The following is a 14,602-nucleotide window of genomic DNA, read 5'->3' as shown; positions in this document are numbered from 1 at the left end:
GCGACGCGCTTCGATCTGCCTTCGGAACGAGGTTCCGCGACAGTCGAGGACTGCTGTTCGGGGTGGAGGTTCCATCCTAGACGCAAGCGTCTTGTTCTCGCAAGAGGTTTGGGATGGGATTCGTTCTCCGCTTGAGGGGGCGTCGGCCTTCCGGCCCTTCGCTCTTCCCTGTGGGGCGAACAAGTAATAAGTTACGCGGCTCCAGGCATCGTGGCAAAGCGGCGTGACATCCCGGGCGTGTCGCGCAGCTGCCAGAAGCTGGCGATCCGCGTCATGACGCGGAAAACGGCGGATGCCGCGGCTCGTTCGGCCGCGGCATCCGCCGTTTCGCTGTGGAGCGTCGCTGGCGCGCTCACTCCCACTCGATCGTCCCCGGGGGCTTCGACGTGACATCGAGCACCACGCGGTTGACCTCGCGGACCTCGTTCGTGATGCGGTTCGAGATCTTCGACAGCACGTCGTAGGGCAGCCGCGTCCAGTCGGCGGTCATCGCGTCCTCGCTCGAGACGGGACGCAGCACGATGGGGTGGCCGTAGGTGCGCCCATCCCCCTGGACGCCCACCGACCGGACGTCGGCGAGCAGCACGACCGGGCACTGCCAGATCTCGGCGTCCAGTCCCGCCTTCGTCAGCTCGGCGCGCGCGATGGCGTCGGCGTCACGCAGGATCTCGAGACGATCAGCGGTGACCTCGCCCACGATGCGGATTCCGAGGCCGGGCCCCGGAAACGGCTGGCGTCCGACGATGGCCTCGGGCAGACCCAGCTCGCGCCCGATCGCGCGGACCTCGTCCTTGAACAGCGTCCGCAGCGGCTCGATGAGCTCGAACTGCAGGTCTTCGGGCAAGCCGCCGACGTTGTGGTGGCTCTTGATGTTCGCCGTGCCGGCGCCACCGCCGGACTCCACGACATCCGGGTACAGCGTGCCCTGCACGAGGAACCGGATCGGCTCGCCATCGGCGGCCGCCTCGGCCATCAGGTCGCGCTCGGCCTGCTCGAACGCACGGATGAACTCGCGGCCGATGATCTTCCGCTTCTGCTCGGGGTCGCTGACGCCGGCGAGAGCCTCGAGGAACCGTTCGCGCGCATCGACCGTGATCAGCCGAACGCCGGTCGAGGCGACGTAGTCGTTCTCGACCTGTTCCCGCTCTCCCTTCCGGAGCAGACCGTGGTCGACGAAGATCGCCGTCAGCTTGTCACCGACCGCCTTGTGCACGAGGGCCGTCGAGACCGCCGAGTCGACACCGCCCGACAGCGCGGAGATCACCCGCCCCGAGCCCACCTGTTCGCGGATGCGCTCGACCTGCTCGGCGATCACGTTGCCGCTGTTCCAATCGGCGGGGAGCCCCGCCGCCTTGTGCAGGAAGTTCTCGAGCACGTTCTGTCCGTGGTCGGAGTGCTTCACCTCGGGGTGCCACTGCACGCCGTAGAACTTGCGCACATCGTTGGCGAAGGCGGCCACGGGGGTGGCGGCGGTACGGGCGAGCACCTCGAAGCCCTCCGGCGCGCGCGACACCTGGTCGCCGTGACTCATCCAGACGTTCTGCTCGGCGGGCTGCCCCTCGAGCAGCGTGCCCTCCGTGACGATGGTCGCGTCGGTGGCTCCGTACTCGCGGAGCCCCGTGTTGGCGACCTCGCCGCCGAGGGCCTGCGCCATCACCTGGAATCCGTAGCAGATGCCGAGGGTCGGCACCCCGAGATCGAACACACCCGGATCGATGGCCGGGGCGCCGGGCTCGTACACCGACGACGGACCGCCGGAGAGGATGATGCCGACCGGCTCCTTCGCGGCGATCTCCTCGGCGGTCGCGGTGTGCGGGACGAGCTCGCTGTACACGCCCGCCTCACGCACACGGCGGGCGATGAGCTGGGCGTACTGCGCGCCGAAGTCGACGACGAGGACAGGACGCTGCGACGTTTCGGTCTGTGTGGTCACCGGGTGCCTTCCGTGGCGGGGATGGATGCGGCTGCCTCAGCGGCTTCGCGCTCGGCGAGGTAGGTCCTCACCTCGCGTGCGACGCGGGCCTCCATGAAGAACGACAGGGCGGGAACGACTCCGCCGAGCGCGAGCAGGATGAAGCGGGGGAACGACCAGCGCATGAGACTCCACACGCGGAAGCACGAGAACAGGTACACGACGTAGAACCAGCCGTGCACGACGAGGATCGCCAGCGAGACGTTGAACCCGTCACCCGTCGAGAGCATCTCGCACGAGTTCGTCTGCGGCAGGAACAGCGACCACCACTCGCAATCGGCGCCGGCGATCACCGGGGCGAACCACAGGAGGCCGCCCGAGCCGCCGGCGAAGAGCTCGGTGTGGATCGGGGTGTACTTCAGGATCATCTCCGCGAGCAGGAGCAGCAGACCGACACCCGTGATCACCGAACAGATCTGGTAGAAGCGCAGAGCGTTCCGGATCGCCGGGAACGTGGCGAGTTTCGGGGCGCGAGGCATGGCGTCCAGTCTAGTCGCGGCCCGGCGGGGCGCTTCCCGCGGCGGCGACGTCAGCGTCCTCGCGCTCGTCCTCGAGGTCTTCGAGTTCCTTCTCCCACGCGTCCTTCGCCAGGCGGTACCACATGTAGAAGGCGAAGCCGGCGAACACCGCCCACTCGACGGCGTAGAAGATGTTGAGCCAGTTGACGTTGGAGCGCTCGTCGGGCGCCGGCGAGTGGATCGTGGTCAGGCCCCCGAACGACTCCGCGGACGTGAGATAGCCGCGGTAGACGTCGAGCCCCGCGGTGTCGTGCCAGCGGCTGAGCAGCGCGGCGGGCGACATCCGCGTCATCTCCTGCGGATCGGCGCCACGCCCCGGCAGCGCAGGACCTTCGTCGGAGATGATGCGCCCCGTGAGGGCGACATCCTGTGGCGGGTCGGCGTCGAGGGCAGCTGCCGCGGCGTCCGCCTCGGCGCGATCGGCCGTCCACCCCACGGCGACGGCGAGCGAGGTCGGGTCGGACGAGCGGGCCGACTCGGGGTCGACGCGGAGCTGGCCGGTCACCCAGTACCCCTCCTCGCCACGATCGAACCGCGACGAGACGACCTCGAAGTCGTCGGGGACGAACGAACCGCGCACCTCGACGCGCTGGCCCACGAGCGGTTCGGGCAGGTACGCGCCGGGTTCGGTCACATCGGCGAGCGGGCGCACCTGCTCGGTCTGCCCCGGCGGCGGCGGCGAGGTGTCGACGGCGCGCGAGAGCTGCCACTGCCCGAGCCACGCGAACACCGCGGCCACGAGCAGCGCGAACGCGAGCATGCCGAGCCACCACGGCCGGAGCATGACCTCGCGCAGCGTCGGCGCAAACGCGGCCGACGGCGGGGTGGGCGGAGCGGGATCGGTCGAGGTCATGTCACCGCACGCTGTACGGCGCCACCACGACCTCCACGCGCTGGAACTCCTTGAGGTCGGAGTAGCCGGTCGTCGCCATCGACTTCTTCAGTGCGCCGATGAGGTTCGCGGTGCCGTCGGCGACCGGGGCCGGGCCGTAGAGCACCTCTTCGAGGGAGCCGACCTGCTCGACCGCCACGCGGCGACCGCGCGGCAGCTGAGCGTGGTGCGCCTCGGGACCCCAGTGGAACCCCTGGCCGGGAGCATCTGTCGCACGAGCCAGGGCGACCCCCAGCATGACCGCGTCGGCACCCATCGCGAGCGCCTTGACGATGTCGCCGGAGGTGCCGACGCCGCCGTCGGCGATGACGTGGACGTAGCGTCCGCCCGACTCGTCGAGGTAGTCGCGACGTGCTCCGGCGACATCGGCCACAGCCGTCGCCATCGGAGCGTGCAGGCCCAGCGTCGCGCGCGTGGTGGAGGCGGCGCCGCCGCCGAAGCCGACGAGCACGCCCGCCGCACCGGTGCGCATGAGGTGGAGGGCCGCCGTGTAGGTCGCGGCACCGCCGACGATCACGGGGACGTCGAGGTCGTAGATGAACTTCTTGAGGTTCAGCGGTTCGTCGACGCTCGAGACGTGCTCGGCCGACACCGTCGTGCCGCGGATGACGAACAGGTCGACGCCCGCGGCGACGACGGTCTCGTACAGCTCCTGCGTGCGCTGCGGAGTCAGCGAGCCGGCGACCGTGACGCCCGCCGCGCGGATCTCGGCCAGGCGGTCGCGCACGAGCTCGGGCTTGATCGGCTCGGCGTAGAGCTCCTGCATGCGTCGCGTCGCCGACGCGTCGGGCAGCCCCGCGATCTCGGCGAGCAGCGGCTCGGGGTCGTCGTACCGCGTCCAGAGTCCTTCGAGATCGAGGACGCCCAGTCCGCCGAGCTGACCGAGCATGATCGCCGTCCGGGGGCTCGTGACCGAGTCCATCGGGGCGCCGAGCACCGGGATCGAGAACTGGAAGGCGTCGATCGACCAGGCGGTCGACACGTCCTCGGTGTTGCGGGTGCGCCGCGAGGGCACCACAGCGATGTCGTCGAACGCGTAGGCCCGACGGGCGCGCTTGGCGCGGCCGAGCTCGATCTCCATGGTCACCCCTCCAGCCTACCGGCCGGTCCGGACACGACAGCCGGACCGGCCTCGCGCTCAGCGCGCGCGGGCGACCCGCTGCTCGTCCCAGACCGCCTCGCTCGACTCGTAGACGCGGCCGTCGCCGCCGAAGACGACGAACCGGTCGAACGAGCGCGCGAACCAGCGGTCGTGGGTGACCGCGAGCACCGTGCCCTCGAACGCGGCGAGCGCCCGTTCGAGGGCTTCGGCCGACGTGAGGTCGAGGTTGTCGGTGGGCTCGTCCAGCAGCAGCAGCGTCGCACCCGAGAGCTCGAGCAGAAGCACCTGGAACCGCGCCTGCTGACCGCCCGACAGGCTGTCGAAGGTCTGCTCGGCCTGGCGGACGAGCCCATAGCGGTCGAGCGCCGAGCTCGCGGCATCCCGCGGCATCCCGACTCGGCGGTCGTCTCCGCGGTGCAGGATCTCGAGCAGCGTGCGGCCGGTGAACTCCGGATGCCGGTGGGTCTGGGCGAACCAGCCCGGGACCACCCGCGCACCGAGCGTCACCGTCCCGGCGTGCGCGACCGGCTCGAGCGCCGAGCCGACGGCGGTGACGTGCCCCAGCAGAGCGTCGGGCTCCGTGCCGCCCGCGGCGAGGAGACGCAGGAAGTGCGACTTTCCCGAGCCGTTCGAGCCGAGCACCGCGACCCGGTCGCCGAACCAGACCTCGAGGTCGAAGGGCCGCATGAGCCCCGTGAGTTCGAGCCCGTCGGCGACGACCGCGCGCTTGCCGGTGCGCGAGCCGCGCAGGCGCAGCTCGAGGTTCTGCTCCGGCGGACGCTCTTCTGGCGGCCCGGCCTCCTCGAACCGACGCAGCCGCGTCTGCGCCGCGCGGTATCGCGACGCGAACTCGTCGCTGGCCGCCGCCTTCGCCTTCATGTCGGCGACGAACCGCTTCAGCTTCGCGTGTTCCTCGTCCCACCGGCGGCGCAGCTCGTCGAGCCGCGCCATGCGCTCGTCGCGGGCGCGGTGATAGGTCTCGAAGCTCCCGCCGTGGACCCAGGCGGTGCTGCCCGCTCCCCCGGCCTCGAGCGTCACGATGCGGTCGGCGGCACGGGCGAGCAGCTCGCGGTCGTGCGAAACGAGCAAGACCGTCTTCGCCGTCTCGCGCAGGCGGTCCTCGAGCCAGCGCTTCCCCGGAACGTCGAGATAGTTGTCGGGCTCGTCGAGGAGCAGCACCTCGTCGGGCCCGCGGAGCAGCGCCTCGAGAGCCAGCCGCTTCTGCTCGCCGCCCGAGAGCGTCGTCAGCTCGCGGTAGCGCGCCCGCTCGAACGGCACGCCGAGGGCCGCCGTCGTGCAGGTGTCCCACACCGTCTCGTACTCGTAGCCGCCCGCGTCGGCGTAGTCGGCGATCGCAGCGGCGTAGCGCATCTGGGTGTCGAGCTCGTCCGAGGCGATCACGGCGTTCTCGGCGTCGTCCAGCTCACGCGCCGCACGGCGGACGCGTTCGGGCGCGACCGAGATGAGCAGGTCATGAACGGTCTCGCCGGCGCCACCGTGCCCGACGAACTGGTCCATGACCCCGAGGCCGCCGTCGATCTGGACGACACCGCCGTGGGCCGCGGCATCCCCGCGGATGATGCGCAGCAGCGTCGTCTTGCCTGCGCCGTTCTGACCGATCAGCGCGGTCGTCGATCCCGCACCGACGCGGAACATGACCTCGTCGAGCAGCGGTCTGCCGTCGGGGAGGGTGTACGAGACACCCTGAATGTCGAGCGATCCCATCGTGGACCGGGCCTTTCCGCTCCACTGCGGAGCCGACCAGGCTATCGCACCTCGGCGCGGGTGCCCGCGCAGCTCGGAGAATCGCACGGGGCTCGGATGCTGAGGACGAATGAGTCCGAGGATGACGCGATTCTCCGAGGACGGTCGCAGCTATGCACAGCGGCGCGGCACGGGGTGGGATGCTGGCCGCATGAGTCGCATCGTGATCGTCGGCGCGGGCGTCATGGGCCTCGCCACCGCGTGGGCCCTCGTCCGCCGCGGCGAACGTCCTCTCGTCCTCGAGCGCTTCGGGCGGGGGCACACCCACGGCGCTTCGCACGGCGCGACGCGGAACTTCAACAACGCCTACGCCGACGGCCACTACCTCGACCTGCTGCAGCGAGCGCGTGAGGGCTGGGATGCGCTCGGCGAGGTAGACGGCGAGCCGCTGCTGCGGCGGCATGGGCTCGTGACCCACGGCGTGGGCGGTGACCTCGGTGGCGGCGCCGACGACGCCGATGGTCTCGAGACGATCGCGCGGAGCCTCGGCGCGCGCGGCATCCCCGCCGAGATGCTCTCGGCTGCGGAGGCGGGTGCGCGCTGGCCGGGGATGCGGTTCGAGACCGACGTGCTCTACTCCGCGGATGCCGGGGTGGCGCGCGCGTCGGCCGCGATGCTCGAGCTCGAGCGGCGCGTGCAGGACGGCGGTGGCGAGGTCCGCTGGGGAGCGCCCGCCGCCGGCATCGACGATCTCGGCGAGCGCGGCGCGCGCGTGCGGCTGGCGAGCGGCGGTGAGGTCGAGGCGGACGTCGTCGTCGCGACCGTCGGCGCCTGGACCGAGCGCCTGCTGCCCGGCATCCGTCTGCCGCGACTCACGGTGACCGAGGAGACCCCGGCGCACTTCGCGCCCACCGCGGGCCCGTGGCCGTCGTTCAACCACCGGCTCGATCCCAGCCGCTACCCGGCGCCGGTCTACGGGATGCCGACGCCGGGCGAGGGCGTCAAGGTCGGGTTCCACCGTGTCGGGGACGTCGTCGACCCCGACGCGCGCACCCACCGGGTGACGCACCATGAGACGCTCGTCGACTACGTGCGCGAATGGATGCCGGGGCTCGACCCCGACTCTGCCGTGCACCTGTCGTGCACCTACACCTCGACCGACGACAGCGCCTTCGTGCTGGATCGCGTCGGCTCGGTGGTGGTGGGAGCGGGCTTCTCGGGACACGGCTTCAAGTTCGCCCCCGGCATCGGCGCGACCCTCGCCGACCTCGCGCTGGATGCGACGGCGCGCGCCGCGGCGCCCTTCCGGCTGCCGCGAGGGTGAGTCGGGCCCTCGGGCTCGCGACCGGGCGCAAGCTTCGGAGGATGTCACGTCGCTCGGATCGAGCGGCACGATCTCTCCGGTCTTGCGACGAATCTCCGAGTTCCGTGAACGCGGTGGGGCGCAAGCTCGGGCTCACGACCGCAGGTGAAGCCGTTGGGCGAGGGCGCGCTGGAGGGTGCGCTGGACGGCGGCCCGCTCGTGCACGACCTGCCGGTAGGTGAAGCGCAGCACGGTGTAGCCACGTAGCCGCAGTTCGGCGTCGTGGGCGACGTCGGCACTGCGCTGCGCACTCGAGGCGTGGAACGCGAAACCGTCGATCTGCACGACGAGCCGGTCTCCGACGAGGCCGTCGACGAATCGACCCGCGATCTTCGCCTGCTGGACGACCGGGACCCCGCGGTCACGCAGCGGCGCGAATACCAGGGTCTCGAGGCCGGAGTCGGACAGCCCGGTGACCGCGCCGGCGAGCTCGCGCGCCGCGACCGACGGCCACGGCACGGCCCGGAGAGTCTCCGGGGCGAGGGCTTCGGTGCGGGCAGCCGATTCCCACACCACGAGCGCGTCCTCCCGCGGCAGGCACTGGGCGATGTGGCCGAGTGCGTCCTCGACACCGGCTTGCAGATCCGTCTGCGCCACCGGGCAGAGCGGCCGGGTCCAGTGCGCCACAGTGTCGGCGTCGTCGGTATCCGGGGATGCGGCGTGCGGCAAGAGGTGCACGTGGTGCTGCGACGGGATGCCGTCGGGCACCCACCACCCGCGCCGCCGCGCGAGCGAGACGCAGCTCAGCCTTCCGCCGGCCGATGCCGCAGCACGGAGGTCTCCCGGTGCGCCGGCAGAGACGCACCAGGCGCGGCGAACCATCCGCAGGCCGCCAGCAGCGACCGCGTCGCGGATCGCCCGCACCGGGAACCCGGCGGCGAGGACCGCGCTGCGATGCGCGATTCCTCCGGCTCCCTCCACCCATCGGGTGACTTCGGATGCTGTGGGACGGCGGGGCATGCCGTCATCCTCGTGCGGCGCTGCGGCCCCGCGGCATCCCTCCCCCGGTTCTGGGGAGAACCACGTGGCTTCTCTCCCTGGGGAGGAGGACCCATGCCCGTCGTACCTCGGAGAATGCGACGAAGGTCGGACGATCTGGGGCGATCGATCCGACCTTCGTCAGAATCTCCGAGCTTCGCGCACAGGCGAGCGCGGGTCAGCGCTTGTAGTTGGGCGCCTCGACCACGATCTGGACGTCGTGGGGGTGCGACTCCTTGAGCCCGGCCGAAGTGATGCGCACGAACTTGCCGCGGGCCTTCAGCTCTTCGACGGTGCGGGCGCCGACGTAGAACATCGACTGACGCAGGCCGCCGATGAGCTGGTATGCCACGGCCGACACGGGGCCGCGGTAGGCGACCTGCCCCTCGATGCCCTCGGGGATGAGCTTGTCGTCGCTCGGGACGTCGGCCTGGAAGTACCGGTCCTTCGAGTACGAGGTCTTCTTGCCCCGGGTCTGCAGCGCGCCCAGCGATCCCATGCCGCGGTACTGCTTGAACTGCTTGCCGCCCTGGAAGACGATCTCGCCCGGCGACTCGTCGGTTCCGGCGAGGAGCGACCCGAGCATGACCGAGTCGGCGCCGGCGACGAGGGCCTTGGCGATGTCGCCCGAGTACTGCAGACCGCCGTCGGCGATGATCGGGATGCCGGCTTCGCGCGCGGCCAGCGACGCTTCGTAGATCGCGGTGACCTGGGGCACACCCACACCGGCGACGACGCGCGTGGTGCAGATCGAGCCCGGGCCGACGCCGACCTTGACGGCATCCACACCCGCGTCGATGAGCGCCTGCGCGCCCTCGCGGGTCGCGACGTTTCCGCCGATGACGTCGATGTGCTCGAAGGATGCATCCGCCTTCAGGCGTTTGACCATGTCGATGACGCCCGCGGACTGACCGTTCGCGGTGTCGACGACGATGACGTCGACACCGGCGTCACGCAGTGCCTCGGCCCGCTGCCACGCGTCTCCAAAGAAGCCGATGGCCGCACCGACGCGGAGGCGCCCCTGGTCGTCCTTGGTGGCGAGGGGGTACTTCTCGCTCTTGTCGAAGTCCTTGATCGTGATGAGACCGGCGAGCTTGCCCTCCTCGTCGAGGAGCGGGAGCTTCTCGACGCGGTGGTGGGCGAAGAGCGCGATGACCTCGTTCGCCCCGATGCCGACGCGACCGGTGACCAGGTTCTCGCTCGTCATGACGTCGCGCACCTTGGTGGTCTGCCGCTCGAAGCCCGAGACGAAGCGCATGTCGCGGTTCGTGACGATGCCGAGCAGGTGTCCCTCGTCGTCGACGACGGGCAGGCCCGAGATGCGGTACTGCCCGCAGAGCGCGTCGACCTCTTCGATGGTGGCGTCGGGGGTCGTCGTGATCGGGTCGGTGATCATGCCCGACTCGCTCCGCTTGACCCGGTCGACCATCGCCGCCTGCTCCTCGATCGAGAGGTTGCGATGGATGATGCCCAGGCCGCCCTCGCGCGCGATCGCGATCGCGAGGCGCGCCTCGGTGACGGTGTCCATCGCGGCCGACAGCAGCGGAGTGGCCACGGTGATGCGGCGCGTCACGCGCGACGACGTATCGGCCTCGGACGGGATGACGTCGGTGTGCCCCGGCAGGAGCAGGACGTCGTCGTAGGTGAGGCCGACGAATCCGAACGGGTCGTTGTAGTCGCTCATGCGCACTCCTTGAAAGTCTCAACGATTCTAAGCGCCCGGCGCCCCACGGCATTCCCGCTCCCGAGATCCACGAAACGACACACCGCATTCGTTGTTGCGCACCGGAAACACGCAAGCAACAATCAGCGCATACGTTCAGGTGTCGCCGAAGCCACCAGCAGAACCGGTACCTCTCGGCGTTCGTCCACTTATCTCAGGAGGTGCCAGTGGCGATCACTTCGATGACGCGCGCTGCTCGTCGCCCGAGGCGCATGTTCTCGACGTTGATCGCCGGCCTCCTGGCCGCCGTGGCGTTCCTGGGCATCGCCTCCCCCGCCCTGGCCGCAGGAGACGACGCCGAGTCGTTGCCCTTCACGATCGCGGGCAACGTCCGCACCGGCGGTGAACCCGTCGAGGGCGCGACCATCGTCGTGACCGGCGGCGACTTCGAAGCCGAAGGCGAGACGAACGAGAGAGGCAGCTTCTCGATCGGCGTTCCGACGAAGGATGTCGCCTACACCGTCGAACTCGTCGAGGACAGCCTCCCCTCGGGGGTGACCGTCCCTGAGGGCTTCGAGTCGACGCTCGAGGTCGAGTTCGGAGCGACGAGCACGATCACGCGCAACTTCACCCTCGAGGCGGCCGAACGGCAGACGACGAGCTTCGTCGATCAACTGCTCTCCCGCGCCGTCAACGGCCTGAACTTCGGCCTCATGCTCGCCCTCGCCGCGATCGGCCTCTCGCTCGTGTTCGGCACGACGGGCCTGTCCAACTTCGCGCACGGCGAGATGGTCACCTTCGGAGCGCTCGCAGCGCTGCTGTTCTCGGCCGGGTTCAGCCTGCCGATCTGGATCGCGATCCCGTTGGCGGTCGCCGTCTCGGCACTGTTCGGCCTGACGATGGATGCCGGCCTCTGGCGACCGCTGCGACGCCGCGGCCTCGGCACCGTGCAGCTCATGATCGTCTCGATCGGTCTCTCGCTCGCGCTGCGCTACATCTTCCAGATGTTCGTCGGCGGCGGCACGGCCCAGCTCCCCGGCGGCTCGACCTCGGTCATCCCCGGGCTCGGCCCCATCCGCCTCACCCTCACCGACGTGATCAGCATGGGCGTCTCGCTCGTGGTCATCGCCGGCTTCGCCTGGTGGCTCATGCGCACGCGGATCGGCCGCGCGACGCGGGCCGTCTCGGACAACCCGTCGCTCGCCGCCGCCAGCGGCATCGACGTCGATGCGGTGGTCCGGGTCGTATGGGTCGTCGCCGCGGCGCTCGCCGGCCTGTCCGGCGTGCTGTGGGCCTACTTCCGGCCGGGCATCAAGTGGGACATGGGCACCAGCATCCTGCTGCTCATCTTCGCCGCCGTCACGCTCGGCGGTCTCGGGACCGCGTTCGGCGCGCTCGTGGGCGCCATCATCGTGGGGCTCCTCGTCGAGGTGTCGACGCTGTGGATCCCCTCCGACCTCAAGTACGTCGGCGCGCTGGTCGTGCTGATCGTCATCCTGCTGTTCCGCCCGCAGGGTCTCCTCGGGCGCCGAGAGCGAATCGGATAGGCATCGTGAACTTCCTTCAGATCCTCAGCAACACCGCGGCGCAGATCCTCGCCCCGGCGACCCTCGGGTACATCCTCGCCGCCATCGGCCTGTCGGTTCACTTCGGCTTCGCCGGCCTGCTCAACATGGGCGTCGCGGGCTTCATGGCGATCGGCGCCTACGGGTTCGCGATCTCGATCCTCACCTTCGGTCTCGCCTGGCCGGTGGCCGCACTCATCGGCCTCATCGCCGCCGTGGTCTTCGCGCTCGTCATGGGCATCCCCACCCTCCGGCTGCGCGGCGACTACCTCGCGATCGTGACGATCGCGGCCGCCGAGGTCCTGCGCCTGCTCTTCCTGACGTCGGCATTCCGCAACCAGACGGGATCGGCCGACGGCCTCTCGGGCTTCCAGGCCGGGTTCCGGGCGAGCAACCCGCTTCCTCCCGGACGGTGGGGCTTCGGGCCGTGGACGTACCAGTCCGACCAGTGGTGGGTCATCATCGTCGGCCTGATCACGATCGCGATCGTCGTCACCCTGGTCTGGCTGCTCATGAGCAGCCCCTGGGGCCGCGTCATCCGCGGCATCCGCGAGGACGAGGACGCCGTGCGGTCGCTCGGAAAGAACGTCTTCGCGTTCAAGATGCAGGCGCTCATCGTCGGCGGTGTCATCATCGCGGCCGGCGGCATCGTCACCGCCATGGGCACCAACGTCAACCCGAACGTCTACGTCACCTCGCAGACGTTCTACGTCTGGACCGCCCTGCTGCTCGGTGGCGCGGCCACCATCTTCGGCCCGGTGCTGGGCGCCGTGCTGTTCTGGGTGGTGCGCGCGTTCCTGTCGAACCTGCTGCCGGCCCTCGTCAACATCGGCTGGCTGCCGTTCCTGACCACCGAGCAGAGCCAGATGCTCGTGTTCGTGCTGGTCGGCGTCGCGCTCATGCTGCTGGTGATCTTCCGCCCGCAGGGCATCCTCGGAAGCAAGAAGGAGCTGACCTTTGTCCGCTGATGTCGTACCCCCGACGCCGCGCCCCAAGGCGACCGGCCTGCACAAAGACGACGGCAGCGGCGAGGTCCGCCCCGGCGTCGCGAAGAACGACCCGATCATCGTCGCCGACGGCGTCAAGCGCGTCTTCGGCGGCCTGACCGCCGTCGACGTCGAGCACCTCGAGATCCCGCGCGGCGCGATCACCGCCCTCATCGGCCCGAACGGCGCCGGCAAGACGACGCTGTTCAATCTGCTGACCGGCTTCGACAAGCCGAACGCGGGATCGTGGTCGTTCGACGGGACCAACCTCGCCGGCATCCCCGCCTTCAAGGCGGCGCGCATGGGCCAGGTGCGCACGTTCCAGCTGACGAAGTCGCTCGGTCTGCTCACGGTGCTCGAGAACATGAAGCTCGGGGCTCCGAAGCAGAAGGGCGAGGGCATCTTCGCCGGCATCCTGCCCTTCCTGTGGCGGGGTCAGGAAGCCGAGATCGAGGAGAAGGCGCGCGGTCTGCTCGCCCGCTTCAAGCTCGACGCCAAGGAGAAGGACTTCGCCGCGTCGCTCTCGGGCGGTCAGCGAAAGCTCCTCGAGATGGCGCGGGCGCTCATGAGCGATCCCGTGCTCGTCATGTTGGATGAGCCGATGGCCGGCGTGAACCCCGCCCTGACGCAGTCGCTGCTCGACCACATCCTCGATCTGAAGGACCTCGGCATGACCGTCGTCTTCGTCGAGCACGACATGCACATGGTGCGTCACATCGCCGACTGGGTCGTCGTGATGGCCGAAGGCCGCGTCGTCGCCGAGGGCCCGCCCGACACCGTGATGCAGAATCCCGCCGTGATCGACGCCTACCTCGGTGCACATCAGGACGTCGACCTCGGCGTCGTGACGGGCCGCCACGCCGGTGAGCTGCCGCCCGAGGCGGAGGAGCTCGTCGAGACGGTGCACGAGCTCGACCAGGCGATCGACGAGGCGCCGACGACGGATGCCGCGGGCGCTGCGCGCGCTGACGAGGATGGGGACCGCAAGTGACCGAGAACGTCGTCGAGCTGACCGACGTGCACGCGGGCTATCTGCCCGGCGTGAACATCCTCAATGGCGCGAACCTCACCGCGGCTCCCGGCGAGCTCGTCGGGATCATCGGCCCCAACGGCGCCGGCAAGTCGACGATGCTCAAGGCCATCTTCGGGCAGGTGAAGGTGCGCTCCGGTTCCGTGAAGCTGAACGGCGAGGAGATCACGGGGCTGCGTGCCAACAAGCTCGTGTCGAAGGGCGTCGGCTTCGTGCCGCAGACGAACAACGTGTTCCCGAGCCTGACGATCGCGGAGAACCTGCAGATGGGGGCGTATCAGCGGCCGAAGGTCGTCGCGGAGCGCACCGACTTCGTGACATCCATCTTCCCCGACCTCGCCAAGCGGCTGCAGCAGCGGGCCGGATCGCTGTCGGGCGGCGAGCGCCAGATGGTGGCGATGGGGCGCGCGCTGATGATGGACCCCTACGTGCTGCTTCTCGACGAGCCCTCGGCGGGCCTGTCGCCGTCCCGCCAGGACGAGGCGTTCCTGCGGGTGTCGGAGATCAACAAGGCGGGCGTGACGACCATCATGGTCGAGCAGAACGCCCGCCGCTGCCTGCAGATCTGCGACCGCGGGTACGTCCTCGACCAGGGCCGCGACGCCTACACGGGCACCGGCCGCGAGTTGCTCAACGACCCCAAGGTCATCGGTCTCTACCTCGGCACCCTGGGCACCTGAGCCCGGGCTTCGCCTGGCTCGGCTGGTTCGCCTGGTTCGCCTGGTTCGCCTGGCAGTTCTCGCCTCTTCGCTCGCGCGGAGGCGGCGTGAGCTGCCAGGCGAACTGCATTAGGGGCTCCTCCCCCGCGGAGCGGGCGCGCGGGGGATCC

The 14,602-nt window shown here is 70.0% G+C and carries 12 protein-coding genes; 5 read left to right on the top strand and 7 right to left on the bottom strand.

Annotated elements, in window-relative coordinates:
* Positions 1 to 352 precede the first annotated feature (352 nt).
* From guaA to MTS1_RS12570, 5 genes are read right to left on the bottom strand one after another with little or no spacing between them, the layout of a single operon-like run.
* Complete coding sequence (gene guaA, locus MTS1_RS12590; RefSeq protein ID WP_023954420.1) at positions 353 to 1,933, bottom strand: glutamine-hydrolyzing GMP synthase; 1,581 nt, start codon at positions 1,931 to 1,933, stop codon at positions 353 to 355.
* Positions 1,930 to 2,451, bottom strand: a complete 522-nt coding sequence (locus MTS1_RS12585) for a DUF3817 domain-containing protein (RefSeq protein ID WP_023954418.1) — start codon at positions 2,449 to 2,451, stop codon at positions 1,930 to 1,932. Before MTS1_RS12585 ends, guaA begins: the two co-directional genes overlap by 4 nt.
* Positions 2,452 to 2,461: 10 nt before the next feature.
* Positions 2,462 to 3,343 carry an SURF1 family protein gene (locus MTS1_RS12580; RefSeq protein ID WP_023954416.1) on the bottom strand — a complete coding sequence of 294 codons (882 nt, stop codon included), beginning with the start codon at positions 3,341 to 3,343 and terminating at the stop codon, positions 2,462 to 2,464.
* 1 nt (position 3,344) lies between these two features.
* On the bottom strand, positions 3,345 to 4,463 hold the full coding sequence (locus MTS1_RS12575) for a GuaB3 family IMP dehydrogenase-related protein (protein WP_023954414.1): 1,119 nt from the start codon (positions 4,461 to 4,463) through the stop codon (positions 3,345 to 3,347).
* 57 nt (positions 4,464 to 4,520) lie between these two features.
* Positions 4,521 to 6,209 (bottom strand): ABC-F family ATP-binding cassette domain-containing protein, encoded by a 1,689-nt coding sequence (locus MTS1_RS12570; RefSeq protein WP_023954412.1) that lies wholly within the window; start codon positions 6,207 to 6,209, stop codon positions 4,521 to 4,523.
* Between the two features lie 121 nt (positions 6,210 to 6,330).
* Between MTS1_RS12570 and MTS1_RS12565 the strand changes: the two genes are divergently transcribed.
* The gene (locus MTS1_RS12565; RefSeq protein ID WP_023954410.1) at positions 6,331 to 7,512 is read left to right on the top strand and encodes an FAD-dependent oxidoreductase; all 1,182 of its coding nucleotides are present in this window, start codon (positions 6,331 to 6,333) and stop codon (positions 7,510 to 7,512) included.
* Between the two features lie 132 nt (positions 7,513 to 7,644).
* Here MTS1_RS12565 and MTS1_RS12560 read toward each other — a convergent pair whose 3' ends face one another.
* Together MTS1_RS12560 and guaB are read right to left on the bottom strand one after the other, a co-directional pair.
* Positions 7,645 to 8,511 carry an endonuclease domain-containing protein gene (locus MTS1_RS12560; protein ID WP_023954408.1) on the bottom strand — a complete coding sequence of 289 codons (867 nt, stop codon included), beginning with the start codon at positions 8,509 to 8,511 and terminating at the stop codon, positions 7,645 to 7,647.
* A 196-nt stretch (positions 8,512 to 8,707) separates the two neighbouring features.
* The gene (guaB, locus tag MTS1_RS12555; RefSeq protein ID WP_023954406.1) at positions 8,708 to 10,213 is read right to left on the bottom strand and encodes an IMP dehydrogenase; all 1,506 of its coding nucleotides are present in this window, start codon (positions 10,211 to 10,213) and stop codon (positions 8,708 to 8,710) included.
* 251 nt (positions 10,214 to 10,464) lie between these two features.
* On the opposite strand from guaB, the gene MTS1_RS12550 reads away from it, so the two are divergent.
* The 4 genes from MTS1_RS12550 to MTS1_RS12535 are packed head-to-tail and all read left to right on the top strand — an operon-like array spanning position 10,465 to position 14,453.
* The gene (locus MTS1_RS12550) at positions 10,465 to 11,739 is read left to right on the top strand and encodes a branched-chain amino acid ABC transporter permease (RefSeq protein WP_023954404.1); all 1,275 of its coding nucleotides are present in this window, start codon (positions 10,465 to 10,467) and stop codon (positions 11,737 to 11,739) included.
* 5 nt (positions 11,740 to 11,744) lie between these two features.
* Complete coding sequence (locus MTS1_RS12545) at positions 11,745 to 12,725, top strand: branched-chain amino acid ABC transporter permease (RefSeq protein ID WP_023954402.1); 981 nt, start codon at positions 11,745 to 11,747, stop codon at positions 12,723 to 12,725.
* On the top strand, positions 12,715 to 13,734 hold the full coding sequence (locus MTS1_RS12540; protein WP_023954400.1) for an ABC transporter ATP-binding protein: 1,020 nt from the start codon (positions 12,715 to 12,717) through the stop codon (positions 13,732 to 13,734). Before MTS1_RS12545 ends, MTS1_RS12540 begins: the two co-directional genes overlap by 11 nt.
* Positions 13,731 to 14,453, top strand: coding sequence for an ABC transporter ATP-binding protein (locus tag MTS1_RS12535; RefSeq protein WP_023954398.1), 723 nt, complete (start codon positions 13,731 to 13,733; stop codon positions 14,451 to 14,453). Before MTS1_RS12540 ends, MTS1_RS12535 begins: the two co-directional genes overlap by 4 nt.
* The last annotated feature ends 149 nt before the right edge of the window (positions 14,454 to 14,602 follow it).

This window comes from Microbacterium sp. TS-1 (assembly GCF_000509385.1).
Lineage (GTDB): Bacteria > Actinomycetota > Actinomycetes > Actinomycetales > Microbacteriaceae > Microbacterium > Microbacterium arborescens.
Note: the sequence above shows the minus strand (reverse complement) of the source record. Positions and strands in the feature narration are given on the sequence as shown.

Coding starts and splice junctions, on each gene's coding strand:
- MTS1_RS12560 (WP_023954408.1), bottom strand. CDS start 8,511: ATGCCCCGCCGTCCCACAGCATCCGAAGTCACCCGATGGGTGGAGGGA.
- MTS1_RS12570 (WP_023954412.1), bottom strand. CDS start 6,209: ATGGGATCGCTCGACATTCAGGGTGTCTCGTACACCCTCCCCGACGGC.
- MTS1_RS12565 (WP_023954410.1), top strand. CDS start 6,331: ATGACGCGATTCTCCGAGGACGGTCGCAGCTATGCACAGCGGCGCGGC.
- MTS1_RS12575 (WP_023954414.1), bottom strand. CDS start 4,463: ATGGAGATCGAGCTCGGCCGCGCCAAGCGCGCCCGTCGGGCCTACGCG.
- guaB (WP_023954406.1), bottom strand. CDS start 10,213: ATGAGCGACTACAACGACCCGTTCGGATTCGTCGGCCTCACCTACGAC.
- MTS1_RS12580 (WP_023954416.1), bottom strand. CDS start 3,343: ATGACCTCGACCGATCCCGCTCCGCCCACCCCGCCGTCGGCCGCGTTT.
- MTS1_RS12550 (WP_023954404.1), top strand. CDS start 10,465: ATGTTCTCGACGTTGATCGCCGGCCTCCTGGCCGCCGTGGCGTTCCTG.
- MTS1_RS12585 (WP_023954418.1), bottom strand. CDS start 2,451: ATGCCTCGCGCCCCGAAACTCGCCACGTTCCCGGCGATCCGGAACGCT.